We start from the raw sequence: 25,579 nt of genomic DNA on the forward strand, positions 1-25,579 counted from the left end.
GTGCCAGCGCGGCGGCCGCGGCGAGGGCCGCGGGCCACCCCCGTCGCCCCGCCGCGGCCCGTCGCGCCCTCCGCGTGCGACCGTGCATGCACCGAACTCCTCACTACCGCCGACGACTCATGCGTACCTCTTCATCTGACCATGGTCGCGGACCGGGGCCGTGCGCCGGGGTAGTTCCGGCATCCCGGCCGCGTCGCGTTCGGCCACACCGTGGTTCGCCGATCGCGGCGGTCCGGGACACGGCGGATCGGCGCTCCCCACCTTGTCGGTCCCGGGGGTTACCGTTGATATCGAACCGCAGCCGATACAGGGAGTCCCGGTTGAAAACAGACCATACGTCTGAATTCATCGTCGAAGACATTACCGTTGGTCCGTTCGCCCACGGGTTCGGCGCCACCGGCGACGGACGGTCGTTCGCCTTCCGCACCGTGCGCTCCATGCTCACCCTCGAGATCTACCGCGCCGATATCGACGCCACCGGCACCGCCGTGCCCGGCCCGGAGGACGTTGTCGCCGTCGCCGAGGCCCGCGTCACCGATATCGATCTCGACGACGAGCGCAGCGTGACCGCGACGGTGCGCGACCTGATCGCGGCCGCGACCCCGGCCGACGGTCCCGCCGCGGATGCGGGGCGTGAGACCACGATCGTGCGCGCGCTGCTCGGCCGGATCAGCTCGGTGATCGAAGGGCGCTGAGACCGGCCGAGCGCACCGGTGTCCCGCTCGACCCGCCGGGGGCAGGCCCGCGCGCCCGATGTCGCCCCGTCGTCGACGGCAGGTAAGCCGTTGCGCCGCACGGGCTTCCGGTGACCGCGCGCGCCAGCGCGGTGCCCGGCGTCACACATGACAGACTGTAGGAGAATTACCGGTTACTTCCGACGACGGGTGAGGATGCACATGGCATTGCGAGGATCGGCCCGCATCGCGGGGCCGCTGGCGGCGCTGGCCGTGCTGGCGGGGGCGTGCAGCAGTGGCCCGGACGAGGATTCGGTGTCCGCGGCGCGCTCGTCGGCGTACGCCGCGATGTCGTCCTCGTCGCAGGCCGCCGCGGTCAGCAGCGCCAACCGCCCGCCGCTCCCGACCGCCGCCGAACTCGACGCGCAGATCAAACGCGCCCTGGATCCGGCGCTGCCCGACAGCGACCGCACCGGCCTGATCGAGGACGGGGAGGCGTTCAAGGACGCCATCCCCGATATGTACCGGGCTCTGCAGGACAACCCGCGCGCCGTCTACGGCGTCACCGATCCGGTGTTCGACAACCGCGACGGCACCCTCACCGCCACCATGCGCCTGGACAAGGACGGCACCGGCACCAACGTGCGCACCACGATCGTGCACTTCGTCGATATCGGCGGCACCTGGAAGATCTCGCGCGCCGACCTGTGCGGGATCCTGCGCTCGGCCGACTACAAGACCCCGGCCTGCGGCTGAATCCCCGTATGGTGCAGGAGCATTCGCTGCGGTGGGGCCGGTTCGTGCACCGCCACCGGTACCTGGTGCTCGCGATCTTCGTCGGGATCGTCGCGCTGTCGGGCTTCTACGGCCACGATCTGGGGCCGCGGCTGACCCAGGGCGGCTGGTTCGACGAGCACAGCGAGTCGGTGGTGGCGTCCAAGGTGGCCGACGAGACCTTCGGGCGCGACCGCGACGCCGATGTCATCGTCCTCTACACCGCACCGCCCGGCAGCACGGTCGACGATCCGCCGGTGCGCGACGCGGTGACCGCGGCGCTGGCGCAGCTGCGGGCGAAGTACCCCGACCGCGTGCAGAAGGTCGACAGCTATTTCGACGGCCCGATGATGGGCCAGTTCGCCGACGCCTCGCGCACTCACGCCTTCGCCAGTATCGGCCTGCGCGGCGAGGACACCGATTCGGTCAACAACTACCTCGCCATCAAGGACGACCTGGGCGCGGACGCGCCGGGGCGCGGGCCGGGCGGCACGTCGGTGCAGCTGGCCGGGCTGCAACCGGTGGTGGAAGGCATCAATATCGGCATGCAGCACGATATTCAGCGCGCCGAGCTGATCGCGCTGCCGATCGTGGCGGTGCTGCTGTACTTCGTCTTCGGCGGCGTGGTGGGGGCGCTGCTGCCGGTGCTGATCGGCGGCATGACGATCCTGGGCACGCAGGGCATGATGCGGCTGCTGACCGACTACATCGAGGTCAACGTGTTCGCCAGCGCGGTGGTGACGCTGGTCGCGCTGGGCCTGGCGATCGACTACGGGCTGTTCGCGGTGACCCGGTTCCGGGAGGAGCTGGCGGCGGGGCGCAGCGTGGAGGACGCCACCGCGCGCACGGTGGCCACCGCCGGGCGCACGGTGCTGTTCTCCGCGGCGATCATCGCGGTGAGCCTGGGCGCGCTGTTCATCTACCCCAACGGGGTGCTGCGGTCGGTGCCCTACGGCGGCATCAGCGCGGTGCTGTTGGCCGCGCTGCTGTCGGTGACGGCGCTGCCCGCGGCGCTGAGCATCGTGGGCCGCAGAATCGACCTGTGGGGGTGGGGCCGGTTCGCGAGCATCCGCACCGCCGAGCAGATCGACCGCGGGTTCTTCTCCCGGCTCGCGCAGTTCGCGATGCGCCGCCCGGCGCGGGTGATCGTACCGGTGGTGCTGGGCCTGCTGGCGCTGCTGATTCCGTTCCGCCACATCGAATTCGGCGGTCTGAGCGAACGCTACCTGGCCGCGGACAATCCGGCGCGGGTGGCGCAGGAGCAGTTCGACGCGCTGTTCCCCGAGTTCCGCACCGAACCGCTGAAGCTGGTGGTGGTGGGCGCGAACCCGCAGCAGCTGTCCGATATCCGCTTCGAGGCCAATTTCGTGCCGGGGCTCACCGGTCCGTTCGAGGCGTCGGCGCCGACCACGGGCGGGGTGAACGTGCTGTCGACCGGGCTGGTCGACGAGCGCGACGCCGACACCGCGATCGATGCGCTGCGCGCCATCCCGGAGCCGCCGGGTGTGCAGGTGATGGTGGCGGGCGTGCCCGCGCTGGAACGCGATGCCATCCGCGGGCTCATCGACGGGCTGCCGCTGCTGGCGGGGATTCTGGTGCTGGCCGCGATCGCGCTGATGTACGTGGCGTTCCGGTCGCTGGTGCTGGCGGTGAAGGCGGTGGTGATGAGCGCGCTCAGCCTCGGCGCCACCCTCGGGATCCTCACCTGGATCTTCGTCGAGGGGCACGGCGCCGGGCTGTTCCGGTTCACGCCCGGGCCGCTGATGTTCGCGGTGCTGGTGCTGATCGTGACGGTGCTGTTCGGGCTGTCCACCGACTACGAGGTGTTCCTGCAGTCGCGGATGGCCGAGGCCCGCGCCGCCGGTGCGCCGCCCGCGGAGGCCATCCGCTACGGCATCGCGCACACCGGCGGCGTGATCACCTCCGCCGCCGCGATCCTCATCGTGGTGACCGGTGCGTTCGGCTTCTCCGATCTGGTGCTGATGAAGTACATCGCCTACGGGATGATCGCGGCATTGGTGCTGGACGCCACCGTGATTCGGATGCTGCTGACGCCCGCGGTGCTCAAGCTGGTGTGGCGGTGAACGCGTGGCGTTTGCAACCGGAGCATCAGGCTCCGTTAACATGCGGGGCGTGACCAACGACGGGGAAACGCAGCAGACGACGAGCCAGGGCAAACATGCGGCGCCGGAGGGCGCCGGCGTGCATCCGCTGATCGATCTCACCCGGGATCCGAACCCCGGCGTTCCCGATCACGCGCGCGCCGATGAGGACGAGGACGAGCAGCCGGACCAGTAGATCGCCAAAATCGGCGGCGCGACAACACTTTTCCACGACGACTTCGACTCCGGGCGGGGCACTGGGTGCCCCGCCCGGAGTTTCTTGTCGCTACCGCCGGGCGCCCGGCGGCGGCATCAGATGCCGAACGGCGCCGCGTACCGGAGGGTTCCGGCGGGCAGCGGGCGCTCGTCCAGCGACAGCGCCATCAGGGCGTCGTCGGGCACCTCGACGGTGACACCGATGCCGTGCAGCGAGGCGCGGGTGAACCCGAACCGGGGGTAGTACTCCGGATGTCCCATCACGGTGACGTAGTGCTCACCGTGCTCGCGGGCCGCCCGCAGTGCCGCGTGCACGACCGCCGTGCCGGCGCCGGTCCGCTGCTGGTCCGGCGCGACCGAGACCGGTGCCAGGCACAGCGCGGGGGTGTCGCCGATATGGCAGCGGGTCAGCAGCGTGTGGCCGACCGGTTCGCCGTCGGGCCCGGTGACCACCCAGGACAGGCCGTCGATCCACGCCGGATCGCCGCGCAGGGCGTCCACGAGATCGGCCTCCTCGTCGCGCTCGAACGCCGCTCGGGTGATGTCGCGGACCGCGCGCGCGTCGGCCTGCGTCTCGACGCGGGTGATCCAGGAATTAGGGGAATGCATTGCGGGTGAGAACCCTTTCGTGTTCGAAACAACCGCTCGGCGAGGAGAATTCGCCCGAGCGGACCGGAATCGGTCAGGCCGATGCCACGGCGGGGGAGACCCGACGACGCGCGGCAACGGCCACGAGCGCGGTCATCAACCCCACCTCCTCATCCGATCTCTCCGGGAACACGAACGCCGCCAGCTTAGCCGACCGCCCCACTACGTCGCCAGCGAATTACCGGCCAACCCGCTGCGCGCGAGTCGGCTCCCGCCGCGGCCGGGGTGCACCGAACCGCCGACCGGGCTCCGGTCTCGCCGCCGAATGCTTTGGAGCACAGCGCCTTCCCTCGGTTCGCGGTTGCGGGTGCCGCGCAGGTCCGGTCAGCCGCGGACCGGGAGTACCAGTTGGGCGCCGGTGCGGGGATGGTCGAAGACCTCGACGGGGTGCTGGTAGACCTGCGAGAGCAGGTCGGTGGTGAGGATGTCGCGGGGTGGTCCGGCGGCGGCGAGGCGGCCGCCGTCGAGGACGGCCACGCGGTCGGCGTAGGCGGCGGCGATGCCGAGGTCGTGCAGCACCACCACGACCGCCGCCCCGTCCCCGGCGCGGGCGCGGGCCAGTCGCAGCACCTGTTCCTGGTGGCCCAGGTCCAATGCCGCGGTGGGTTCGTCCAGCAGCAGGGTGGGGGTGTCCTGGGCGAGGACGCGGGCGAGGGCGACGCGGGCGCGCTCACCACCCGACAACGCCGGAAACGGCCGTGCGGCAAGGTGTTCGGTGTCGGTGGCGGCCATGGCCGCGGCGACCGCGGCCTCGTCGTCGTCCTGACGGGCGGTACGCGCCCAGGGCGACCGGCCCATGGTGACGACCTCGCGCGCGGTGAACGGGAATCCGACGGTGTGGTTCTGCGGCAGCACGGCGCGGCGGCGCGCCATATCGACCGGCGCCCAGTGCCCGATCGGCTGCCCGGCGAGTTCGACGGTGCCCGTGGCCAGGTCCAGTTCCCCCGACAGCGCGGCCAGCAGCGTCGACTTCCCGGCGCCGTTCGGCCCGACCAGCGCCAGAATCTGCCCGGCCACGACATCGAGGTCCACATGATCGAGCACCCGCCGCCCGGCCCCGCGGTCGACGCTGACCTGTCGCGCGGACAGGGTCACCGTCCCCGGCGCGGGCCGTTCCGGAACACCGTGCGATCGAGTGAAAGCCTGTGCCACACCACGCAATACGCCCGCCATCAACGACCTCCCGCCCGAACGCCCGAGACCACACCCGTACCGCCACGAGTCCCGGCGCGCCGCCCGCGCGAACCGGCGGACTGCGCGGTGACACTCGCCTGTCGCGCCCGGCCGCGACCGTTCTCGCGGCGCTGTCCGAGGACGTCAGCGCGCTCGGCACCCCTGCGCTGCCGCGTTGCGCTCATGCCCAGCCTCCCGCGCGGGCGCGGGTGCGGCGCAGCAGCCAGAAGAAGAACGGGCCGCCGACCAGGGAGGTGAGCATGCCCAGCGGCAGGTCGGCGTTGGCGACGAGGGTGCGGGCGCCGACGTCGGCGGCCAGCAGCACGACGGCGCCGAGGATGGCCGACAGCGGGATCAGCACGCGGTGGGCGGGGCCGACCAGCATCCGCACCACGTGCGGCACGATGAGCCCGACGAACATGATGATGCCGGTGAACGCGACGCCCGCGGTCGCCAGGATCGCGACGATCACGATCACGTTGCGCCGCAACCGTTCCACGTCCACACCCAGGTGCCGCGCCGCCGATTCGCCGAGGGCCAGCAGGTCCAGCCGCGGCGCCAGCACGACGGCCGCGGCCACACCGATCGCGGTCAGCGGCGCCACCAGCCCCACCGCCTGCCAGGTGGCGCCGTTGAGGCTGCCCAGCTGCCAGAACACGATCTGATCGCGCGCCGCCGGGGACGCGACGAACAGCAGGAAGGCCATCAGCCCACCGGCGAAGGCGTTGACCGCCACACCCGTCAGCACGAGGGTCACCGTCTCGGTGCGCCCGCCCGACCGCGACAGCAGGTACACCAGCAGTGTCGTGCCGAGCCCGGCGACGAACGCGCCCGCGGCCACCGACCACACCGCCACGAACGAACCGCCCACCACGATGACCACGCCCGCGCCGACCGCCGCCCCCGCCGACACCCCGATCACGCCGGGTTCGGCGAGCGGATTGGCGAAGACGCCCTGCAGCAGCGCGCCCGCGGTGGCCAGCGCCGCCCCCACCAGGATCGCCAGCACCACCCGCGGGAACCGCACCTCCCACAGCGTCACCTGCCCGGCGGGGTGTTTCGGCATCGGCCCCCAGTCCAGCCCGATCTTGTGCAGCACGCTGCCCAGCACCTCGAGCGGCGTGGTCGGCACCTGCCCCACCGCCGCCGAATACATGGCCAGCAGCACCAGCAGCGCGATCGACACGGCGAACACGATCGAGATCCGCGACCACCGCCGCGTGGCGGGTCCGGCGGGCGTCGGCTCGGGTGCGGCAGCGCCGGTGCCGGATCCGGGCGCGCTCGAATTCAGCTGCGGGGTATCGGGTTTCGGGTCGGTCATGCGGTGGGCTGGCCGTAGATCGCCTTGGCGAGGGCCGAGATGACCTGGCCGGTGTTGGGGCCGAAGCTGAGCAGGGCCGAGTCGGAGATATCGACGACGCGCTTGTTGCGGCCCGCGGGGGTCTGGGCGACGCCCGGGATCTTCTCGAGGCCGTCGACGCCACCGAGGGACTCGAGGCCGTCGGTCATGACCAGGAAGACGTCGGGGGAGGCGGTGATCATGCCTTCGCTGGTGATGGCGGTGAACTGTTCGGTCAGCCCGGACGTGGTGCCCGCGTCGGTGCCGCCGAGGGCGGTGATCAGCGACTCCGCGCCGGAGCCGGGTCCGGCCATGAAGGTGATCGCGCTGCTGCGCAGGTACAGCAGCGCCATCCGCAGCTTCGGGTCCTGCTTCGGTACCGCGGCGGTGGCGGCGGCGATCTCGTCGCCGGTGCGCCGGGCCAGTTGACGTCCCTGTTCGGGGACGCCGAGCGCGGCGGCCACGGCCTCGATCTGCGGGACGACGCCCTCGATGCTGCGCTGCGGATCGAAGTAGACCGCCGTGATCCCCAGCGCCTTCAGCTGGTCACGCATCGCCGGGGTGGCGCTGACGGTATCGGTGAGGAATACCGTGGGCCGTTGCGCCGCAACGGCTTCCACATTGATGCTGCCGTTGCCGCCGGCGACGTTGGGCACGTGCTGCACGGCCGGGAACGCGGCGGAGGTGGAGCGCCCCACCAGATTCGCGCCCAGTCCCAGCGCCCACACGGTCTGCGCGAGACTGCCGGACCGGTCGACCGCGATGATCCGCGAGGCATCGGTGACGGTCACGTCGCTGCCGTCGAAGGACCGCACGGTCGCGGGCAGCGCGGGGGCGGGCGCGGGCCCGACGGGTACCGGATTCAGATCGGCCAGGGTGGCGGTCGCGGGGCCCTGCTGCCCGGATCCGCCCGCCCCGCTGGGTGATTCACAGGCGGTGACACCGCAGGCCAGCGCCACCGCCAGCACGGCCAGCAGAACCCGGCCCGCCGACCGGCTGGATGCGGCACGGACCGATCGGACAGGGACGAGTCGGCTCATATAGGCAAGCCTAAGAGGTCCCGTAATCGCCCCACACCCGACCACCCCGAGCCGCCGCCTCAGATGCTGCTGACGTCATCCAGCGCAGCGGCGATAGCCCGCGGCAACTCCAGCGTCTCCGCCGCCAGCACCCCCGTGAGCTGGCCCATGTCGCGCGCCCCGACGATCATGCCGGCGACCCCCGGCCGGTCGCGGATCCAGGCCAGGGCCACCGACAGCGGGGAGGTGCCCAGTCCGTCGGCGGCGGTGACCAGGGCGTCGACCACCCGGTCGGCGTGATCGTCGAGCCGGTCGCGGATCTCGGCGGCGGTGTCCTCGTCGGCGCCGCGGGAATCGGCCGGGACCCCGTCGCGGTACTTGCCGGTGAGAATGCCCCCGGCCAGCGGCGACACCGCGATCAGGCCGACGCCGTGATGGTCGGCGGCGGGCACCAGGTCACGTTCCGGCCCGCGCGCCAGCAGCGAGTACGGGAGCTGCGCGGCGGTGATCGGCGCCGCGGACGCCAAGGTCGCCAGCTGCCAGGCGTTGAGCCCGCGCACCCCGGCGTAGCGCACGCGCCCGGACCGGACCGCGTAGTCGACGGTGGTGGCGATCTCCTCGAGCGGGGTCTGCGGATCCCAGGCCGCCACGCTCCAGATGTCGAGGTAGTCGGTGCCCAGTTCGGCGAGGGTCCGGTCGAGCTGGCGCATCAGTGTGCGCCGGGAGGCGTCGACGGTCCAGCGGATCTCCGTGGACGGTGCGCCCGCCGGATCGGTCACCCCCGGCACGGCCGCCAGCCCCGCGCATCCGCTGATCACGAGATCGCCGCGCGGGACCAGCTCGTCGACGAGGCCGCCGAGCACCCGCTGCGCGGCGCCGCCCTGGTAGGCGGGCGAGGTGTCGACGAGGGTGCCGCCGGCCTCCACGAACGCCACCAGCTGTGCCGCCGCCTCGTCGGCGTCGGTCTCCCTGCTCCAGGTGTGGGTGGCCAGACCCATTCGAGAGACCCGCAGGCCGCTGCGCCCCACCGCCCGCTGTTCCATCACCGTGCCCACACTTCCGTCACACTGCAAGAGCCTAGGGCCACAAGCCGTTCGAGCGTGGGTATGACCCGGTGCGCCGCGACCGGTAGGGTCGCTGCCGGACCGGGCCGCCCCCGGAAATCGGGGCCTGGCGGCAGCAATCGGCAACGTCTGGATCCGGACGACTTCGGGAGGTGTAGTGGGCGCGTCGATGACGTGGATGCAGGCGCTGATACTGGGTGCGGTGCAGGGGCTGACGGAGTTCCTGCCGATCTCCTCGTCGGCGCATCTACGCATCGTGTCGGGGGTGTTCTTCGGCGACGACGCCGGTGCGTCGTTCACGGCGGTGACGCAGCTGGGCACCGAGGCCGCGGTGGTGGTGTATTTCGCCAAGGACATCTGGCGCATCCTGCAGGCCTGGTTCACGACCGTGTACCTGAAGCTCACCGCGTCGTCGCGGCAGCCGGTCCCGATCAGCGAGCAGGTCACCACGCAGCTGCCGGTGTACACCGGCGATCCGGGCGCGCTCGATCCGGATTCCCAGCGCGAGCTCGACTACCGGATCGGCTGGTATGTGATCATCGCCACCATCCCGATCGGGCTGCTCGGGTTCCTGTTCAAGGACGCGGTGCGCACCGGCGCCCGCAATCTGTGGCTGGTGTCGACGATGCTGATCGTGTTCGCGCTGGTCATCGCCGCGGCCGAGTACTACGGCCGCAAGCAGCGCCCGATCGAGCAGCTCACCACCCGCGACGGTCTGATCATGGGTTTCGCCCAGTGCCTGGCGCTGATCCCGGGTGTGTCGCGGTCCGGTGCGACCTCGTCGGCGGGTCTGTTCATCGGCCTGACTCGCGAAGCGGCCGTGCGGTTTTCGTTCCTGCTCGCGATTCCCGCGGTGGTGGCGTCGGGGTTGTTCAGCCTGCCCGACGCGTTCGAACCGGCGGGTGAGGGGCTCAATGCGTCGGGCCCGCAGCTGCTGGTGGCGACGGTGGTGTCGTTCGTGCTCGGGTACGCGTCGGTGGCGTGGCTGCTGCGGTTCGTGGCACGGCATTCGCTGGACTGGTTCGTCGGCTACCGGATCGTGCTGGGCCTGCTGATGCTGGGCCTGCTCGCCGGCGGCGTGGTCTCGGCGACGTGAGCGTGACGCCCCGCGCGTCCACGGCCGCCCCGCGCCCCCGACTAGGGTGGATTACATGACGGTGATCCTGTTGCGGCACGGGGTGTCGACCTCCAACACCGCCGCGACCCTGGCCGGGCGCAGTCCGGGCGTCGATCTCACCGACCGCGGCCGGGAGCAGGCGCGGCTGGTCGCGGAACGGTTGGCGCCCTTGCCGATCGAGCACATCGTGCATTCGCCGCTGCTGCGCTGCACGCGCACGGTGGCGCCGCTGGCCGACAAGCTCGGTCTCGAACCCGAGCCCGAACCGCGGCTGCTCGAGGTCGATTACGGCGAGTGGACCGGGCGCAAGCTGTCGGAGCTGGTGACCGAGCCGCTGTGGAAGGTGGTGCAGCGCCACGCCTCCGGTGCGGTGTTCCCTGCCGGGGAAGGTCTGGCGCAGGTGCAGTATCGTGCCGTGGCCGCCGTCCGCGACCACGACCGCGCCCTGGCCGAGCGGCACGGGCGCGACGTGCTGTGGGTGGCGTGCACGCACGGCGACGTGATCAAGTCGGTGCTCGCCGATGCGTTCGGGATCCATCTCGACGGGTTCCAGCGCATCATGGTGGAACCGGCGTCGATCAGCGTGGTGCGGTACGCCCCGACCGCCCCGCACGTCTGGCGGGTAAACGACACGGGCGCCGATCTGTCCGCGCTGGCGGCAACCGCTGAGCAACGATCGGGTGATCGAGCCGGTCCGGTGCCCGGCGGCGAGATCACGCCCGCCGCGCCGACCGGCACATCCGCCGCGGGTACGGATAATGGGAATACGGGACAGCCCGATTCCCGTAGTGAGTAATGCAGTCGGTTTCAGGAGGTGCAGGTGGCCCGAGCAATCCATGTGTTTCGCACCCCCGATCGTTTCGTGGCGGGGACCGTCGGTGAACCGGGCGATCGGGCCTTCTACCTGCAGGCCGTGGAGGAGCCCCGGGTGGTGAGCGTGCTGCTGGAGAAGCAGCAGGTGAAGGTGCTCGCCGACCGGATGGGGTTGCTGCTGGACGAGGTGGCGCGCCGGTTCGGCGCCGAGGTGCCTCCGCAGGCGGCGGAGGTCAACGACACCGACCCGCTCCAGATGCCCCTCGACGCCGAGTTCCGGGTGGGCACAATGGGTCTGGGCTGGGACGCCGACGCGGGCGCGGTGGTGGTGGAGTTGCTGGCGATCACCGAGACCGAGGTCGACGAATCGGTGGTGCTCGACGACACCGAGGAGGGGCCGGACGCGGTGCGGGTGTTCCTGACCCCGTCGCAGGCCCGCGAGTTCGCGCTGCGGTCCACGAAGGTGATCGCGGCGGGCCGCCCGCCGTGCCCGCTGTGCGGGGAACCGCTGTCGGAGAAGGGGCATATGTGCGTGCGGACCAACGGCTACAAGCGCGGCGACATCTTCGGCGCGGCCGATCTGGAAGAGGAATGATCCGGTGAGCAGTCCCGACGGCAGCGGTACCGACGGGTTCCACGGCGGTGAGCTGTCGGTGGTCGGGCGGATCAGCACGGCCAGCAATGTGACCCTGGTGTGCGAGATCGCCGCGGACGGCAGTGTCCGCACCGATGGCAGCGAGGCAGCCGATGCCTCGGTGCGCGTGGTGTACAAGCCGGTGCGCGGGGAGCGGCCGCTGTGGGATTTCCCGGACGGCACGCTGGCGGGCCGGGAGGTGGCGTCGTTCCGGGTGTCGCAGGCGCTGGGCTGGGGGGTGATTCCGGAGACGATCCTGCGCGACGGCCCGTTCGGTCCGGGCATGGTGCAGCGCTGGGTGGAGTCGGTCGACCATCACACCGACCGCCCCGACCGGCTGGACCTGGTGGATCTGGTGACCGTCGGTGAGGTGCCCGACGGATTCCGCGAGATCCTGCGCGCGGTCGACGGCACCGGCGCCGAGGTGTCGCTGGTGCATGCCGACGATCCGCGGCTGCGGCGCATGGCGGTGCTGGATGTGCTGCTCAACAACGCCGACCGCAAGGGCGGGCATGCGCTCGAGGGCCGCGACGGCGGCGTGTACGGCGTCGACCACGGCATCTGCCTGCACGCCGAGCCGAAGTTGCGGACCGTGCTGTGGGGGTGGGCGGGCGAGCCGGTCTCCGAGGAGTTGCTCACCGATATCGGCACGTTCGTCAAGGCGCTGCCCGGTGACCTCGGCGCCGATCTGGCAGAACATCTGACCGACGCCGAGATCGAGGCGCTGAGCGCGCGGGCGCGGCGGTTGCTGGACGATCCGGTGATGCCGCTGCCCGACAGCAGCCGCCCCATCCCGTGGCCCGCGTTCTGACGCCCGTTCCGTCCCCGGGCCCGCGTCCGGATTACACGCTGCCTCATTGCAACCGTTGACTTTTGGCATTCGCTGCCTCGTTGCAGGTCGTGCACGGTAGGTGCGGGTGTCGCAGGCCACCGGTGCGCGGGGGCGGCGCCGACGAGTGTCGATGACACCTTTACTCTCGAATCATGCAGTCCTGGTCCGAAATCTCCGTCCCCGCCGTTCCCGGATCCGGACCGCCGTTGCGGTTGTTCGACACCGCCGACCGGCAGGTGCGCCCGGTGACGCCGGGGCCCACCGCCACCCTCTATGTCTGCGGCATCACCCCCTACGACGCCACCCACCTCGGCCACGCCGCCACCTACCTCACCTTCGATCTGGTGAACCGGGTGCTGCGCGACGGCGGCCACGAGGTGCACTACGTGCAGAACGTCACCGATGTCGACGATCCGCTGTTCGAGCGCGCCGACCGGGACGGGATCGACTGGCGGGATCTGGGCAGCCGGGAGATCGCCCTGTTCCGCGAGGATATGGCGGCGCTGCGGGTGCTGCCGCCGCGCGACTACATCGGCGCGGTCGAGTCGGTCGGCGAGGTCGTGGAGCTGGTGGACAAGCTGCTGGCATCGGGCGCGGCGTATGTGGTCGACGATCCGGAGTACCCGGACGTGTATTTCCGCTACGACGCGACCGAGCAGTTCGGGTACGAGTCGGGGTATGACCGCGCGACCATGGACCGGTTGTTCGCCGAACGCGGCGGCGATCCGCAGCGGCCGGGCAAGCGGGACCCGATCGATGCGCTGCTGTGGCGGGTGGCGCGCCCGGGTGAGCCGTCGTGGCCGGCGCCGTTCGGTGCGGGCCGCCCCGGCTGGCATGTGGAGTGTGCGGCGATCGCACTGAACCGGCTGGGTACCGAATTCGACATCCAGGGCGGCGGCAGCGATCTGATGTACCCGCATCACGAGTATTCGGCCGCGCATGCCGAGGCGCTGGTGGCGGGGCGGCGTTTCGCCCGGCACTACGTGCATGCCGGGCTGATCGCGCTGGACGGGGAGAAGATGTCCAAGTCGCGCGGCAATCTGGTGTTCGTGTCGAAGCTGCGGCGCGCGCAGGTGGACCCGGGGGCGATCCGGCTGGGCCTGTTCGCCGGGCACTACCGGCAGGACCGGGAGTGGAACGATCAGGTGCTCGCCGAGGCGCTGGCCCGGCTGGACCGCTGGCGGCAGGCCACGGCCCTGTCCACGGCGCCGCCCGCCGACGACACCCTCGCCCGCGTGCGCCAGCATCTCGCCGACGACCTCGACACCCCGAAAGCCCTTGCCGCGCTGGACAGCTGGGCGCGGCAGGCGCTGTCCTACGGCGGCCCGGACCGCACCGCGCCCGCGCTGGTGTCGGATGCGGTGGACGCGCTGCTCGGCATCCGGCTCTGAGCGGGTAGCCCGGGGCCCGCGACCGTCGCCGGGAACAGCCACCTTTGACTCGGCGAGATAAATGGTCATTAATGGTCTCAGGCTCGACAAGGAGGTTGAACGGTGGCACCTGTGCCTGGGCGCGATCGGATTCGTGCGGTACGCAAGCAGATCCGGGCCGGTGGCGCCCTGCTCGGCGCGGTCCGCCGCGATCCGCGGATCGCCCGCGAGCTGATCGCTGGGCTGACCGGCCGCGCGGACGCCGTACCCGCCGGGCCCGCGCCCGCGGAGGACCGGCTCGCACCGGCCGGGCTCACCGAATTCGCCAAGACCGCGCACGCCACGCAGGAGATCGCGGCGCCGCGCGACACCGTCGTCGCCTACCTGTCGGATCTGGACCGGCTCGGCGAGTGGTTCACGCTGCATTCCGGGTGGCGTGATCAGGCGCCGGGCGCGATCCGGGAGGGATTGACGTTCACGCAGCAGGCGCTGGTCATGGGCCTGCCCGCGGATATCCGGTGGACCGTGGCCGCGGTCGACGATTCGGGATTCGAGCTGCGCGGCGAGGCCCCGCAGCAGGTGCGGATCGGCTACTGGATCACCGTGACCGGCAGTGCGTCGCAGACCACCGTGTATTTCGACGCGGGTGTGGCGGGCCCGCCGATCGAGGGCCCGCTGGGCGGATCGGTGGCCCGCAGCCTCGGCGACGCGATGCGCGATTCGCTGGCGAAACTGCCCGACGCGATCGCCGCCGCGGGACCGGTGCGGCCGCGTGCGGCCCGCACACCGGTGCGCCACACCGCCTCCGGCGTCGACCTGGATCCGAATACGCCGGTGCTGGTGGGTGTGGGGCAGGTGGTGCAGCGCACGCCCGACCCGTCTTACGGCGACCCGGCGGGGCTGGCGGTGCAGGCGCTGCGGCGCGCGGCCTCCGACGCCGGTGCGGGCGAACAGTTGCTGCGCGATGCGGACGCGGTGTTCGCGGTGGCGTGCACGTCGTGGCAGTACCGCGATCTGGGCGCGGTGGTCGCCGACCGGCTCGGTGCGCGCGGCGTGGACACGGTGCAGTCCAGCCCGTTCGGCGGCGACGGCGGACAACTGGTGATCAACGAGGCGGCCGCGGCGGTCGCCGCCGGCGACTACGAGATCGTGCTGGTCACCGGCACCGAGGCCGGGGCCACGCAGGCCGCCGCGCCGCGCGCCGGGGTGGAGGTGTCCTGGCCGGAGCAGGGGCCCGAGGTCGCCCCGACCCGCACGGTCGGCGTCGACAAAGCCGCCAACAATCCCCCCGAGACCGCGGCTGGGCTGATCGCGCCGATCAATATGTACGCCCTGCTGGAGTCGGCGAACCGGCACCGGCTCGGCCGCACTCCGGCCGAGCACGACCGGGCGGTTGCCGAACTGTGGTCACGACTGTCGGCCGTCGCGGCCGGGAACGAATACGCCTGGCAGCCACAGGAATTCAGCGCCGAGGAGATCGCCACGGCGACGGCGGACAACCGCCTGGTGTCCACGCCGTACACCAAGCTCGAATGCGCCAACCTCACCGTCGACATGGCCAGCGGCATCGTCGTGTGCAGTGCCGCGGCCGCCGCGGCGGCCGGGATCCCGCAGGACAAATGGGTGTTCATTCATGCGGGCGCCTCCGGCCACGACGAATGGTTCACCAGCGAGCGCACCGAACTGGCCGCCTCCCCGGCGATCCGGACCCTCGGCGCCGCCGCCCTCGAACACGCCGGAATCGGTGTCGAGCAGCTGGCGCACGTCGACCTGTACGCCTGTTTCCCGGTGGCGGTGCAGATCGCCGCGCGCGAGCTGGGTCTGCCCGCCGACGATCCGAAGCGGCCGCTGTCGGTGACCGGCGGCCTGACCTTCGGCGGCGGGCCCGGCAACAACTACGGCGGACATGCGGTGGCGACGCTGGTCGGGCGGCTGCGGGCCGAACCCGAAACCTACGGCCTGTCGACGTCGCTGGGCTGGTACGTGACCAAGCACGCGCTGGGCGTGTACTCCGCGCAACCGCCGCGGGCGGGCTTCCGGCACCTGCGCCCGATCATCGACAATCCGCCGCCGCGCCCCGCCCGCGACTCCCACGACGGGCCGGCGGTGATCGAGGCCTACACCGTCCCCTACACCCGCGACGGGGCGCCGGAGGCCGCGGTGGTCAGCCTGATCGCGCCGGACGGCGCGCGAATCCTGCTGCGCAGCAAGCAATCCGAGCTGATCGACGAGCTCACCGGCGGGGATCTGCTGGGGCTGCCGGTCACGGTGACCGGCGGGCAGATCCGGGTGGACGGCCGCGACCGCGCGGAGCTGCCCGCACCGCCCCCGCCGCCGGTGCTGGTGGAGCGGCGCGGCCCGATCACGATCATCACCGTGAACCGGCCGCAGGTCCGCAACGCCATCAATCTGGCGGCGGCGCTGGGCATCGAGCGCGCCCTGGACGCCTTCGACGCCGATCCGGCCGCGCAGGTGGCGATCCTCACCGGCGCGGGCGGATACTTCAGCGCCGGAATGGATCTCAAGGCCGCCGCGCGCGGCGAGGTGCCGATGACCGAGGGTCGCGGACCGCTCGGGATCACCGCGAAACCGCCCCGCAAGCCGCTGATCGCCGCCGTGGAGGGCCCGGCGCTGGCCGGTGGCTGCGAGCTGGCGCTGTCGGCGGATCTGGTGGTCGCGGCATCGGATTCGACGTTCGGCATCCCGGAGGTGAAGCGCGGGCTGGTGGCCGTCGGCGGTGGCGTGCTGCGGCTGGCGCAGCGGCTGCCTCGCGCGCTCGCCATGGAACTCGCGCTGACCGGCGACCCGATCACCGCGGCCCGCGCCGCCGAACTCGGCCTGGTCAATCAGCTCGCCGAACCCGGCGGCGCGTTGGACGGGGCCCTGGCGCTGGCCCAGCGGATCGCGGTGAACGCCCCGCTGAGCATCGCCGCCAGCAAACGCATCATCGACGAATCCCCGGACTGGCCCACCGATCAGGCCTTCACCCGCCAGGGCGAGGTCGCCGGGGGTGCGCTGTCCTCCCAGGACGCCACCGAGGGCGTCTTGGCCTTCGCCCAGAAACGCGCCCCGGTCTGGAAGGGCCGCTGACCAACCGAACGCCCTGCCGCACAAGCGAACCCGATCGCGCCGCCGAGATGTGGTGCGAGCCCACCGAGGCGAACGGGACGGCTCGGCAGTACTGCCGGGTGGTCGGATGACTGGTCGGCGTCATCGGGGAGCGAGCCGCCACAGGCTGACGGTTTCCGCGGCGCGGGCGGCGTGCAGCGGGTCGGTCGGGTCGGCGGCGCGGGAGTGGCGGGGTTTCGTATCGAGGCGGTCGACGATCCGCAGGCCCGCGGCTTCGATGGCGGATGCGAGGTCGCCGTCGCGGCGCAGGCCGAGCAGTTCGGCGAGGTCGGACAGCACCAGCCAGCCCTCGCCGCCCGGGCGCAGGTGATCGGCGAGGCCGCCGAGGTATCCGTGCAGCATGGCGCCGCCGGGGTCGTAGACACCGTGGTCGAGCGACGAGGCCGCGGTGCCGGGCAACCACGGCGGATTGCAGACGATCAGGTCCGCGCGCAGGTCCGGGAACAGGTCGCCGCGGCGGACCTCGACGCGATCGGACAGCCCCAGCCGGTCGAGGTTGTCGCGCGCGCAGGCCACGGCGCGCTCGGACAGATCCGTGGCGACCACCCGGTCGATGCCGCGGCGGGCCAGCAGTGCGGCCAGTACTCCGGTCCCGGTGCCGAGGTCGACGGCGAGCGCGGCACGCGGCGGCAGCGGCGCCCGCGCGACCAGGTCGACGTATTCGCCACGCACGGGCGCGAATACGCCGTAGTGCGGGTGGATGCGGGCACCCAGCGCGGGCACCTCGACGCCCCGCACCCGCCACTGATGCGCGCCGACGACGCCGAGCAGTTCGGTCAGCGACACCACCATCGGCCCGCTCGCGGGACCGTAGGCGGCGGCGCAGGCCTGCCGTACGTCCGGTGCGCGGCGCAGGTCGAGGACGTAATCCTCGTCGAGCACGACGACCAGCCGCGACAGCACCTGCGCCTGCCGCGCGCGGGCGTCACGGTAGCGGCGGAACTGCTCGGCCGGATCGGTAGCCGGGGCGCCGCGGGTGCGCTCGAGGCGGCGGCGCATCGCCGACAGCAGTTGCCGTCCGTTGTGGTAGTCACCGCGCCACAGCAGGGTGGCGCCGGCGCGGGCGGTGCGCAGCGCGGTGTCGGCGCGCAGCGTGTCGTCGGCGGTGACGACGCGGTCGGGTAGGGGTGCGCCGGATTCGGAATGCCAACGGGCGCAACGACTGCTGTGCTGTTCGGTCCAGTGGATGGTGGACACGGCGGGATCTCCTCGCGATCGACCGGAAGGGGGCGGCGAACGCTTCGAGGAGCGGGGGACGGTGACCGGCTGTCAGCGCCGGGCGGCGGCGCCCGCGTCGAAGCGCGGACAGCGGTCCCACAGGACCATGCCGAGGGTCATGACGTGCCTTTCATCCAGAGAGGTTCGAGCCTACCCCGGTCCCTCGGGACGATGCCTGCAGCCCCGGGCCTGCGGGGAACTCAGTGTGCGGCGGTCTCCGGCATCGATTCGGACACCGGCCCGGTTCGTGGGATTCGGCCGCGAACCTCTCGGCCGGGATCGGCTGCGGCGGTGCACGGTTCGATACAGTGGCGGCATGTCTGCTGCGTTGCCGTCCGACGGGTTCCGTTCCGCGCTCGTGCTGGGTGGGGGTGGCCCGGTCGGGATCTCGTGGATGGCGGGGCTGGCGGCGGGGTTGCGGGAGGCCGGGGTCGAGCTGGGGCGGGCCGATCGGTTCGTCGGCACGTCCGCGGGCTCGATCGTCGGCACGGTACTCGCCGGGGACGGCGATCTCGCCCGGTTGCTGAACCCGCCCCCGGTGAGTGCGCCGCCGCCGCAGGTGGATCAGGCGCGGCTGGCGGAGATCTTCGCGATTCTGGGGCGTCCCGCGCTGGATCCGATGCAGGCGCGGCGGCGGGTCGGCGAGCTGGCGCTGGCGGCGGGGGCGGGCGATCCGGACGACCATGTGGCCCGCATCTCCGCACTGGTGGGGCCGGTGCCGTGGCCGCAGCGCGATTTGGTGGTCACCTCGGTCGATGCGGAGTCGGGCGAGTTGCGGGCGTGGACCCGCGACGGCGCGGCCTCGCTGCCGCAGGCACTGGCCGCCAGTACCGCCGTGCCGGGGGTGTTCCCGCCGATCCCGATCGACGGACGCCATTACATCGACGGCGGCGTGCGGTCCTCGATCAACGCCGACCTGGCCGCGGGCGCGGAGCTCGTGGTGATCGTCGAACCGCTGGCGCACATGTTCCCCCGCATCCCCAGCGACACCGAACTGGGTTCGGCCACAACGATTTCCATCGTCCCGGATCATGCCACGATCGGCGTGTTCGGCGTGGACGTGTTCAACCCGGCCGCGCTGGTCCCCGCGTACGAGGCGGGCGTGCGCCAAGCCACCGCGGCCGCACCGGACCTGAAGGGCGTCTGGCCCGTCGGGTGAGAGCAGCGCCGGGGCAGCGGCGCTCAGGCCACCGGGAGCCCACGGCGGCGCACACGGTCACGCAGCCACGTACCGGCACGATCGGCGCCGACCACGGCGACGCCGAGTACCACGAATTCGGCTGTGAGCGTGACGATCTCACCGGCCACGCCGCCGTAGCCGTGGGTGGTCGGGTCGAGGAACGGGTACGGGTAGCGGTTCGGGAAATGCGGGAACAGCGCGCCCCGCACGAGGACCATCGCGGCGTATCCGACGGGAAAGCACAGCCACAGCGGGACGTCGCGCCACCGCGCGGCATTGCGCGGGCTCAGCACCAGCCAGTCCACGATCACCAGCACGGGGGTCACGTAGTGCAGGAAGAAGTTCGACCAGTTGCCGAGCCGATCGGATCCCGACACCAAGCCCGGCAGTGGGTTGCTGCCGTGTTCGAGGACGAAATGCGCCACCAGCCCGGTGATGGTGAGGTACAGGACCACCGCGCCGCGCAGCCGCGGCGCGGGCGCGTCGGCGGTGTCGCGCACCACCATCCAGTAGACGGCCCCGAGGAAGTAGCCGAGCGCGATCACATTGCTCATCACCGTGAAATAGATCAGCGAACTCTGCCCGGTCACCAACCCCAGCGCCGCCGACACCACGATGAACCCACGCCACCACAGCGCCGGTTGACGCCACACCGTCCTCACACCCGCATCCTGCCTCACCCGTCCGGGAGTATCACGCCCCGCCCGGCCGCACCACACGGCATCGTCCGCACGGGCGAAGTCGCAGTACGTCCCTCGACGCATACCCGCATCGGGTGCACGGCCACAGCTGCCCTCGCGCAGTCACCACTACCTGCTGGTGGTGCATGTGGTCGCTGCCGCATCCGAGGGCGCTGCGCGCACCCGACACGCAGTTTCCCGCTTGCGGTGATCGGCGACACCGTTGTCCGTGGGAGCAGCGCACGTTCACGCAGGGCAGCGTCGAACCTTCTCGGAGAGCCTGCGTGGCCGCACCGCGCGTCCGGATTCGAGGCGGACAGTCAGCGGGCGGGGCCCTGGATCGACGCCCGCGCGGCGGAGCCGAGCACGGTCATCAGCGCGAATCCGGCGACGAGATTGATTGCGGCCGTGGCGAACTGGGCGCCGCGGTCGGCGGTGAGAGTGAACGGCAGCAGCACCGCCACGGCCGTGCACAACGCGATGATCCAGCTGAACAGGGTCAGCGGATTCGGCATGAACAGCAGCAGCACGGTCAGCAGCGCCGTCGCCAGCAGCGCGACCAGCGCGCCGCCCAGGGCGTAACTGGTGGTGCCGGTATTGCCGTAGGTGCCGTCACCCTCGGGTGCCAGCAGTCCGTATCCGAGCACACCGCGCACCAGCAGGATGCCGACGACGATCACCAGCGCCACCACGATCGCGGCGCCGATGCCCCCGGCCCACAGTTTGCCGAAGTTGACTCGCGGCCCGCTGGGCTCCGGCTGCCCGTACCGCGGATCGGGCTGACGCGAATAGTGGTACTCGCGACCCGGCTCGTTGTAGTCGCCCATAATTCGACGGTACCCCGAGTTCGCGCGGTACCGCCCCCGAAACACGCCCGCCGTCGCCGACGCGATCCGCCCGCCCCGCCCGCATCCCACCGGCAACAGTTGCTACGAGGATGCCGGACGCGGCAGATGCGATCGGCGGCTCACTGTGTGATGCCGTGCCCGCGGGTAGCGCGACCCCCGGTGGCGGCCATCGCGGAAGCGGTTGCCGATCAGGATGATTCCGGGCCGAACCGAGAGTGGCGGGGCTGCGGCTCACCACAATTCCGCGTGGCGCCGGTAGAAGCGGGCGCTGTGCGCGGCGAACGGTACGGCCACCGCGGTGGTGAAAACGCCGATGAGTACGGCGACGGAGGCTGTGTCGTAGTGCGGGGTGTAGGCGGCGGCGACATTGAGCATGGCGTGCATGAGAATCGCCGCGGTCACGCCGCCGGTGGCGTCGTGCAGGGCGACGATGATCACGCGGGCGGCGATCGTGCCCGCGAACCAGCCGCCGATCCACACCGCGCCGTGGCCCGCCTGCAGCAGGGGGACGAGATGCCAAGCGCCCCAAAAGATTCCGAGGACGATCCCGGTCCATATCGGGCCGTGCCGCCGCTGGATCGCGTCGGTGGCGTAGGCGGTCCAGCCGAGTTCCTCACCGGTCGCCGCGATCAGGGTGAATGCCAGCACCGCGGGCAGCGCGACCAGAGATGTCGGCAGCGGCCCGCCGTGCCCGGTCGCGCGCATCACCAGGTCGGCGGCGACCGCGACGACGGGGGAGACGAGCACCGCGACGACATACCAGCGCCCCGGGCCCAGTGGCCGGTCGATGATCCGCGCCACCAGGGCGACCGCCGCCGTCCGGCCACCGGGCCAGGCGGTGAGGATCATCGCGGCCACCGCAGGAACCACGAACATCGCCGCACTCGCCGGTACCGCGATCGCACCGACCCGCACGACCGGAGCCAACCACCCCACCACGAAGAACGGCACCGACAACACCGCCACCAGCACCAGGAACACTCCCGGCCGCACCCGGGCAACGGCGAAATCGGGTCCGGTCCTCATCCGATCCACGATATCCTCGCTGCGAGCCACGACCGAGCAGGCAAGCATCGAGGACGGCCGGACCCGGGATGCCAGGCCGATGGCCGTTGTGAGGCCCGAGAACGTCTTTCGCGGCAAGGCGACCTGCGCAAGGTGACCCGCGCTCACCACCCGAGATGGCCCCGCCCGGCAGGTCAGCGCCGGTTCACGCCGACTCGGCGACCGCGACCGGCGGCTCGTGCACGGTATCGCCGGGGGTTTCGGCGTAGAGCCGCTCGATCTCGGCCGCGTATTTGGCGGCGATCGGCTTGCGCCGCAGCTTCATCGTCAGCGTGACCTCGTCGCCGCCGGGCTCCCAGAACACCGGCAGGATCGTGAACCGCTTGATCTGTTCCACGCGAGACAGTTTCGCGTTCCCGGCGGCCACCCCGGCGCCGATCGCCGCGATCACGCCCGGGTCGGCGGCCAGCGTGGCCGGGGAGGCGTCGGGCAGTCCGCGCTGGGCGGCATAGGGTCCGGCGGATTCGGCGTCGAGCACCACCAGCGCCGTGTTGTAGGGGCGGGCGTCGCCGATGGTGGCCAGGGCGCCGATCAGCGGCGCCGCCGCCTTGACGGCGTTCTCGATATTGGCGGGGGACATATTCTTGCCCGCGGCGTTGATGATCAGTTCCTTCTTGCGGTCGACCACCCGCAGATAGCCCTCGTCGTCGATGGTCACCACGTCACCGGTGTGCAGCCAGCCCTCGGGATCGAGGGCGTCGGCGGTCTTCTCCGGTTCCCGCCGGTAGCCGCGCATCACCAGCGCGCCGCGGATCAGCAACTCCCCGTCCTCGGCGATCTTGCCGTCCAGGCCGGGCAGCAGCCGCCCGACCGTGCCCAGCCGCGCCTGTTCGGGCGGGCTGACACTGGCCACGCACGTCAACTCCGACATGCCCCACACCTCCGAGATCGGGATGCCGAGCCCGAAGAAGAATCCCAGCGTCTCCGGCGGGATCGGCGCCGCCCCCGACAGCGCCCACTTCAGTTGATCCAGGCCGATTTTCGCGCGCAACGCCGACAGCACCCGCTCATCGGCGCGCGCCCACTCCGCCGCCAGCTCCGCATCCATCGGCTCGCCCGCCAACTGCGCGGCGGCCTTGCGCGCGGCCACCCCCAGCGCCCAGTCCAGGGCCGCCCGCCGCGCCGGATCGGTTTCCGCGGCGACCGAGAACTCGATGGCGGCCTTGAACTTCTCCCACACCCGCGGCACCGCACCCCAGATGGTGGGATGCACGTCGACCAGCGCCGCGGGCAGCTGCGCCCGATCGGGCACCGCCGTGATCTGGGTGCCGAAGTATTCGTGCAGATACAGCGCGGTCAGGCGGTCGGCCATATGCGCGGTGGGCAGGTACGAGGTCTGCCGGTCACCGAAGGCCACCGGCATCACCGACGCATAGGAGTAGACCTCGGCCGCCAGATTGGCGTGGGTGAGCTCCACACCCTTCGGGTTGCCGGTGGTGCCGGAGGTATAGCAGAGGGTGACGATGTCGTCCTCGCGCACCGCCCGCCAGCTCGCCTCGAAGTCGAAGTCGCTACGGCCCAGCGCCTTCAGTTGCGCCACGCTCAGCGTGCCCGGCACCGGGCGGTCCATACAGACGATGGTCCGCATCGGCACCCCGGCCGCGCGCACGACGTCCACGAACTGCGCCTCGCAGATCACCACCTGATTCCCGGCATTGGTGAACACGTAGTTCAGCTGCTCGGCAGACAGGGTGTTGTACACCGAGAACGACGTGGCGCCGGTGTGCTGCACCCCCACCTCGAGCGGGTAGAACTCGACCCGGTTGGTCATCATCAACGCGACCGTGTCCCCGCGCCCGATCCCCAGCGCCGCCAGCCCCGCGGCCACCGATCGCACCTGGTCGGAATACTCGCGCCAGGTCAGGGCGGGCGTGCCGCCGACCGAGCGCACCGCGACCGCGTCCGGCTCGATCGAGGCCACCCGTTGGAATGCGGCGCAGGAGGTGATCGGTTCGTTCATCGCGGTCTCGCTAACTGCCGTGAAACTTTCTCAGACGGTATGCCGCGAAGCGTCGGGCGCGGATCGGTTCGGCCATTTTCGTTGCGGTCCTGCGTCTTACACGCCGGGGCCACTTCGAGAACCCGGCGCGAAGGCGACATCGCGACCACTTGCGGCCACATCCACCCCACCAGTTACACTGTGACTACCCTCACAATTGCCAGTGTCAACGCACGTCGTACCGCATCCGAACGACCCGGCCGCGACCGCAGCCCTGTTTTCGCGAACCTCCAGTGGGGTACTCCTGGGCTTCGTGCCGGTGTCGTCTCGACAAACCGGCAGGAAACAACCGCAAACAGGGGAGAGGAGCGCGCGTGACCAGCGCCGACCCGCAACCACAGCAACGCAAATCCGTTGCTGCCGCCGCTATGGGCAACGCCACCGAGTGGTACGACTACGGAGCCTATGCCGCCACGACCACCTATCTCACCGAGGCATTCTTCCCTGGCGACCTGGGCACTCTGGGCACCTTGCTCGGCTTCGCGATCTCGTTCGTATTGCGCCCGCTCGGCGGCATGGTGTGGGGTCCGCTCGGCGACAGGATCGGCCGAAAGGCCGTACTGGCCACCACGATCCTGCTGATGGCCGCCGCCACCGGCCTGATCGGCCTGATTCCCAGCCACTCCAGCATCGGTGTCGCCGCCCCGATCCTGCTGATCCTGCTGCGCGTCGTCCAGGGCTTCTCCACCGGCGGCGAATACGGCGGCGCCGCAACCTATCTGGCCGAATCCGTCTCGGACCGCCGCCGCGGATTCTTCGGCAGCTTCCTGGAATTCGGCACGCTGATCGGCCTGTCCGGCGGACTCGCGGTTGTCCTGCTGATGCAGGTGCTCACCAACGACGATCAGATGCAGGCCTGGGGCTGGCGAATCCCGTTCCTGCTGGCCGTCCCGCTCGGCCTGATCGGCTGGTATCTGCGGAACAAGCTCGACGAATCGGAGGTGTTCACCGAGGTCGCCGAGCACGAGCACCCCAAGACCGGGCTGGTGGAGCTGATCACGAACTACCGGCGCGAGATCCTCACCATGGGTGGCCTGGTCATCGCACTCAACATCATCAACTACACCCTGCTGTCGTACATGCCGACCTATCTCCAAACCACCGTCCACATGGAGAAGGAACAGACCACGGCGATGGTGCTGATCGGACAGCTGATCATGGCCGTGGTGCTGCCGCTGTCCGGCGGCATATCCGATCTGGTCGGCCGCCGACCGATGTGGCTGGTGTCGCTGGTCTCGTTCGCCGTGCTCGCGGTGCCGATGTACTGGCTGATGGGTAAGGGATTGGGCTGGGCCATCCTCGGATTCGTGATCCTGGGCCTGCTGTACGTGCCGCAGCTGTCCACCATCTCGGCCACCTTCCCGGCGATCTTCCCGACACACGTGCGCTACGCCGGGTTCGCGCTGGCCTACAACGTGTCCACCGCGATCTTCGGCGGCACCGCACCGCTGATCAACGAATGGGTCATCAGGGAAACCGAATGGCACCTGTTCCCGGCCTACTACATGGCCGGAGCCTGCGTCGTCGGCCTCGTGGCCTGGTTCTTCCTGCGCGAAACCGTCGGCGCCTCGCTGCGCGGCACCGAGGTGCCCCGCACCGACGAGATCCCGAAGGTGACCGTCCAACAGTCCTAAGCGACGGTTAGAAAACGGCCAGGGCACTGTCGCGCGGCTGTGACTGCAGAC

22 protein-coding genes are annotated in these 25,579 nt (G+C 71.2%); 12 read left to right on the forward strand and 10 right to left on the reverse strand.

All coding sequences use genetic code 11. The features are described from left to right. Positions 1–320 precede the first annotated feature (320 nt). The 4 genes from NM1_RS22195 (at position 321) to NM1_RS43075 (ending at position 3,746) form a co-directional block, all read left to right on the forward strand. The gene (locus NM1_RS22195; protein ID WP_068022949.1) at positions 321–695 is read left to right on the forward strand and encodes a hypothetical protein; all 375 of its coding nucleotides are present in this window, start codon (positions 321–323) and stop codon (positions 693–695) included. 201 nt (positions 696–896) lie between these two features. After that, a complete protein-coding gene (locus NM1_RS22200) occupies positions 897–1,430 on the forward strand; it encodes a WKL family lipoprotein (protein WP_084519906.1) in 534 nt (177 codons plus the stop codon). Positions 1,431–1,438: 8 nt separating this feature from the next. Further along, entirely contained in the window at positions 1,439–3,532 is a 2,094-nt protein-coding gene (locus NM1_RS22205) for an MMPL family transporter (RefSeq protein ID WP_068022954.1), read from the forward strand. Positions 3,533–3,581: 49 nt separating this feature from the next. Next, positions 3,582–3,746 carry a hypothetical protein gene (locus NM1_RS43075; RefSeq protein WP_169814308.1) on the forward strand — a complete coding sequence of 55 codons (165 nt, stop codon included), beginning with the start codon at positions 3,582–3,584 and terminating at the stop codon, positions 3,744–3,746. Positions 3,747–3,862: 116 nt separating this feature from the next. On the opposite strand, the gene NM1_RS22210 is transcribed toward NM1_RS43075, so the two are convergent. The 5 genes from NM1_RS22210 to NM1_RS22230 form a co-directional block, all read right to left on the reverse strand. After that, positions 3,863–4,375, reverse strand: a complete 513-nt coding sequence (locus NM1_RS22210; protein ID WP_068022957.1) for a GNAT family N-acetyltransferase — start codon at positions 4,373–4,375, stop codon at positions 3,863–3,865. Between the two features lie 363 nt (positions 4,376–4,738). Continuing rightward, on the reverse strand, positions 4,739–5,587 hold the full coding sequence (locus tag NM1_RS22215; protein ID WP_068022960.1) for a heme ABC transporter ATP-binding protein: 849 nt from the start codon (positions 5,585–5,587) through the stop codon (positions 4,739–4,741). Positions 5,588–5,768: 181 nt separating this feature from the next. Next, entirely contained in the window at positions 5,769–6,908 is a 1,140-nt protein-coding gene (locus NM1_RS22220; RefSeq protein ID WP_084519907.1) for a FecCD family ABC transporter permease, read from the reverse strand. Next, positions 6,905–7,966: a heme/hemin ABC transporter substrate-binding protein gene (locus tag NM1_RS22225; protein WP_068022963.1), complete on the reverse strand. Its 1,062-nt coding sequence runs from the start codon at positions 7,964–7,966 to the stop codon at positions 6,905–6,907. Before NM1_RS22225 ends, NM1_RS22220 begins: the two co-directional genes overlap by 4 nt. A gap of 59 nt (positions 7,967–8,025) precedes the next feature. Further along, on the reverse strand, positions 8,026–8,988 hold the full coding sequence (locus NM1_RS22230) for an aldo/keto reductase (protein ID WP_068023193.1): 963 nt from the start codon (positions 8,986–8,988) through the stop codon (positions 8,026–8,028). 178 nt (positions 8,989–9,166) lie between these two features. Here NM1_RS22230 and NM1_RS22235 point away from each other — a divergent pair, with 178 nt between their 5' ends. The 6 genes from NM1_RS22235 to NM1_RS22260 all read left to right on the forward strand — a co-directional run bounded on the left by NM1_RS22235 (position 9,167) and on the right by NM1_RS22260 (position 16,865). After that, complete coding sequence (locus tag NM1_RS22235) at positions 9,167–10,105, forward strand: undecaprenyl-diphosphate phosphatase (RefSeq protein WP_174556906.1); 939 nt, start codon at positions 9,167–9,169, stop codon at positions 10,103–10,105. A 55-nt stretch (positions 10,106–10,160) separates the two neighbouring features. After that, positions 10,161–10,922: a histidine phosphatase family protein gene (locus NM1_RS22240; RefSeq protein ID WP_068022966.1), complete on the forward strand. Its 762-nt coding sequence runs from the start codon at positions 10,161–10,163 to the stop codon at positions 10,920–10,922. A 24-nt stretch (positions 10,923–10,946) separates the two neighbouring features. Then, the gene (locus NM1_RS22245; RefSeq protein ID WP_068023204.1) at positions 10,947–11,534 is read left to right on the forward strand and encodes a DUF3090 domain-containing protein; all 588 of its coding nucleotides are present in this window, start codon (positions 10,947–10,949) and stop codon (positions 11,532–11,534) included. Between the two features lie 4 nt (positions 11,535–11,538). Then, a complete protein-coding gene (locus NM1_RS22250) occupies positions 11,539–12,384 on the forward strand; it encodes an SCO1664 family protein (protein ID WP_068022968.1) in 846 nt (281 codons plus the stop codon). 173 nt (positions 12,385–12,557) lie between these two features. Further along, a complete protein-coding gene (mshC, locus tag NM1_RS22255) occupies positions 12,558–13,796 on the forward strand; it encodes a cysteine--1-D-myo-inosityl 2-amino-2-deoxy-alpha-D-glucopyranoside ligase (protein ID WP_068022971.1) in 1,239 nt (412 codons plus the stop codon). A 102-nt stretch (positions 13,797–13,898) separates the two neighbouring features. After that, positions 13,899–16,865, forward strand: coding sequence for a crotonase/enoyl-CoA hydratase family protein (locus NM1_RS22260; RefSeq protein WP_246010656.1), 2,967 nt, complete (start codon positions 13,899–13,901; stop codon positions 16,863–16,865). Positions 16,866–16,985: 120 nt separating this feature from the next. On the opposite strand, the gene NM1_RS22265 is transcribed toward NM1_RS22260, so the two are convergent. Further along, positions 16,986–18,101: a methyltransferase gene (locus NM1_RS22265; protein ID WP_068022976.1), complete on the reverse strand. Its 1,116-nt coding sequence runs from the start codon at positions 18,099–18,101 to the stop codon at positions 16,986–16,988. A gap of 337 nt (positions 18,102–18,438) precedes the next feature. Here NM1_RS22265 and NM1_RS22270 point away from each other — a divergent pair, with 337 nt between their 5' ends. Further along, the gene (locus NM1_RS22270) at positions 18,439–19,281 is read left to right on the forward strand and encodes a patatin-like phospholipase family protein (RefSeq protein WP_068023207.1); all 843 of its coding nucleotides are present in this window, start codon (positions 18,439–18,441) and stop codon (positions 19,279–19,281) included. A 23-nt stretch (positions 19,282–19,304) separates the two neighbouring features. Here NM1_RS22270 and NM1_RS22275 read toward each other — a convergent pair whose 3' ends face one another. The 4 genes from NM1_RS22275 to fadD11 form a co-directional block, all read right to left on the reverse strand. Continuing rightward, positions 19,305–19,964 (reverse strand): Pr6Pr family membrane protein, encoded by a 660-nt coding sequence (locus NM1_RS22275; protein WP_068022979.1) that lies wholly within the window; start codon positions 19,962–19,964, stop codon positions 19,305–19,307. Between the two features lie 338 nt (positions 19,965–20,302). Beyond that, entirely contained in the window at positions 20,303–20,809 is a 507-nt protein-coding gene (locus NM1_RS22280; protein ID WP_084519908.1) for a DUF6069 family protein, read from the reverse strand. A 252-nt stretch (positions 20,810–21,061) separates the two neighbouring features. Beyond that, complete coding sequence (locus tag NM1_RS22285; protein WP_169814310.1) at positions 21,062–21,856, reverse strand: CPBP family intramembrane glutamic endopeptidase; 795 nt, start codon at positions 21,854–21,856, stop codon at positions 21,062–21,064. 184 nt (positions 21,857–22,040) lie between these two features. Continuing rightward, on the reverse strand, positions 22,041–23,855 hold the full coding sequence (fadD11, locus tag NM1_RS22290) for a fatty acid--CoA ligase FadD11 (protein ID WP_068022985.1): 1,815 nt from the start codon (positions 23,853–23,855) through the stop codon (positions 22,041–22,043). A 407-nt stretch (positions 23,856–24,262) separates the two neighbouring features. Between fadD11 and NM1_RS22295 the strand changes: the two genes are divergently transcribed. After that, entirely contained in the window at positions 24,263–25,528 is a 1,266-nt protein-coding gene (locus NM1_RS22295; RefSeq protein ID WP_084519909.1) for an MFS transporter, read from the forward strand. Positions 25,529–25,579: the final 51 nt, after the last annotated feature.

The sequence above is a fragment of the Nocardia mexicana NBRC 108244 genome, from assembly GCF_001613165.1.
GTDB lineage: Bacteria > Actinomycetota > Actinomycetes > Mycobacteriales > Mycobacteriaceae > Nocardia > Nocardia mexicana.

Bases quoted from the DNA above. Each gene is read 5' to 3' on its own strand.
- fadD11 (WP_068022985.1), bottom strand. From the start codon at position 23,855: ATGAACGAACCGATCACCTCCTGCGCCGCATTCCAACGGGTGGCCTCG.
- NM1_RS22295 (WP_084519909.1), top strand. From the start codon at position 24,263: ATGGGCAACGCCACCGAGTGGTACGACTACGGAGCCTATGCCGCCACG.
- NM1_RS22205 (WP_068022954.1), top strand. From the start codon at position 1,439: ATGGTGCAGGAGCATTCGCTGCGGTGGGGCCGGTTCGTGCACCGCCAC.
- mshC (WP_068022971.1), top strand. From the start codon at position 12,558: ATGCAGTCCTGGTCCGAAATCTCCGTCCCCGCCGTTCCCGGATCCGGA.
- NM1_RS22210 (WP_068022957.1), bottom strand. From the start codon at position 4,375: ATGCATTCCCCTAATTCCTGGATCACCCGCGTCGAGACGCAGGCCGAC.
- NM1_RS22230 (WP_068023193.1), bottom strand. From the start codon at position 8,988: ATGGAACAGCGGGCGGTGGGGCGCAGCGGCCTGCGGGTCTCTCGAATG.
- NM1_RS22280 (WP_084519908.1), bottom strand. From the start codon at position 20,809: ATGGGCGACTACAACGAGCCGGGTCGCGAGTACCACTATTCGCGTCAG.
- NM1_RS22270 (WP_068023207.1), top strand. From the start codon at position 18,439: ATGTCTGCTGCGTTGCCGTCCGACGGGTTCCGTTCCGCGCTCGTGCTG.
- NM1_RS22200 (WP_084519906.1), top strand. From the start codon at position 897: ATGGCATTGCGAGGATCGGCCCGCATCGCGGGGCCGCTGGCGGCGCTG.
- NM1_RS22225 (WP_068022963.1), bottom strand. From the start codon at position 7,966: ATGAGCCGACTCGTCCCTGTCCGATCGGTCCGTGCCGCATCCAGCCGG.
- NM1_RS22240 (WP_068022966.1), top strand. From the start codon at position 10,161: ATGACGGTGATCCTGTTGCGGCACGGGGTGTCGACCTCCAACACCGCC.
- NM1_RS22285 (WP_169814310.1), bottom strand. From the start codon at position 21,856: ATGAGGACCGGACCCGATTTCGCCGTTGCCCGGGTGCGGCCGGGAGTG.
- NM1_RS22220 (WP_084519907.1), bottom strand. From the start codon at position 6,908: ATGACCGACCCGAAACCCGATACCCCGCAGCTGAATTCGAGCGCGCCC.
- NM1_RS22215 (WP_068022960.1), bottom strand. From the start codon at position 5,587: ATGGCGGGCGTATTGCGTGGTGTGGCACAGGCTTTCACTCGATCGCAC.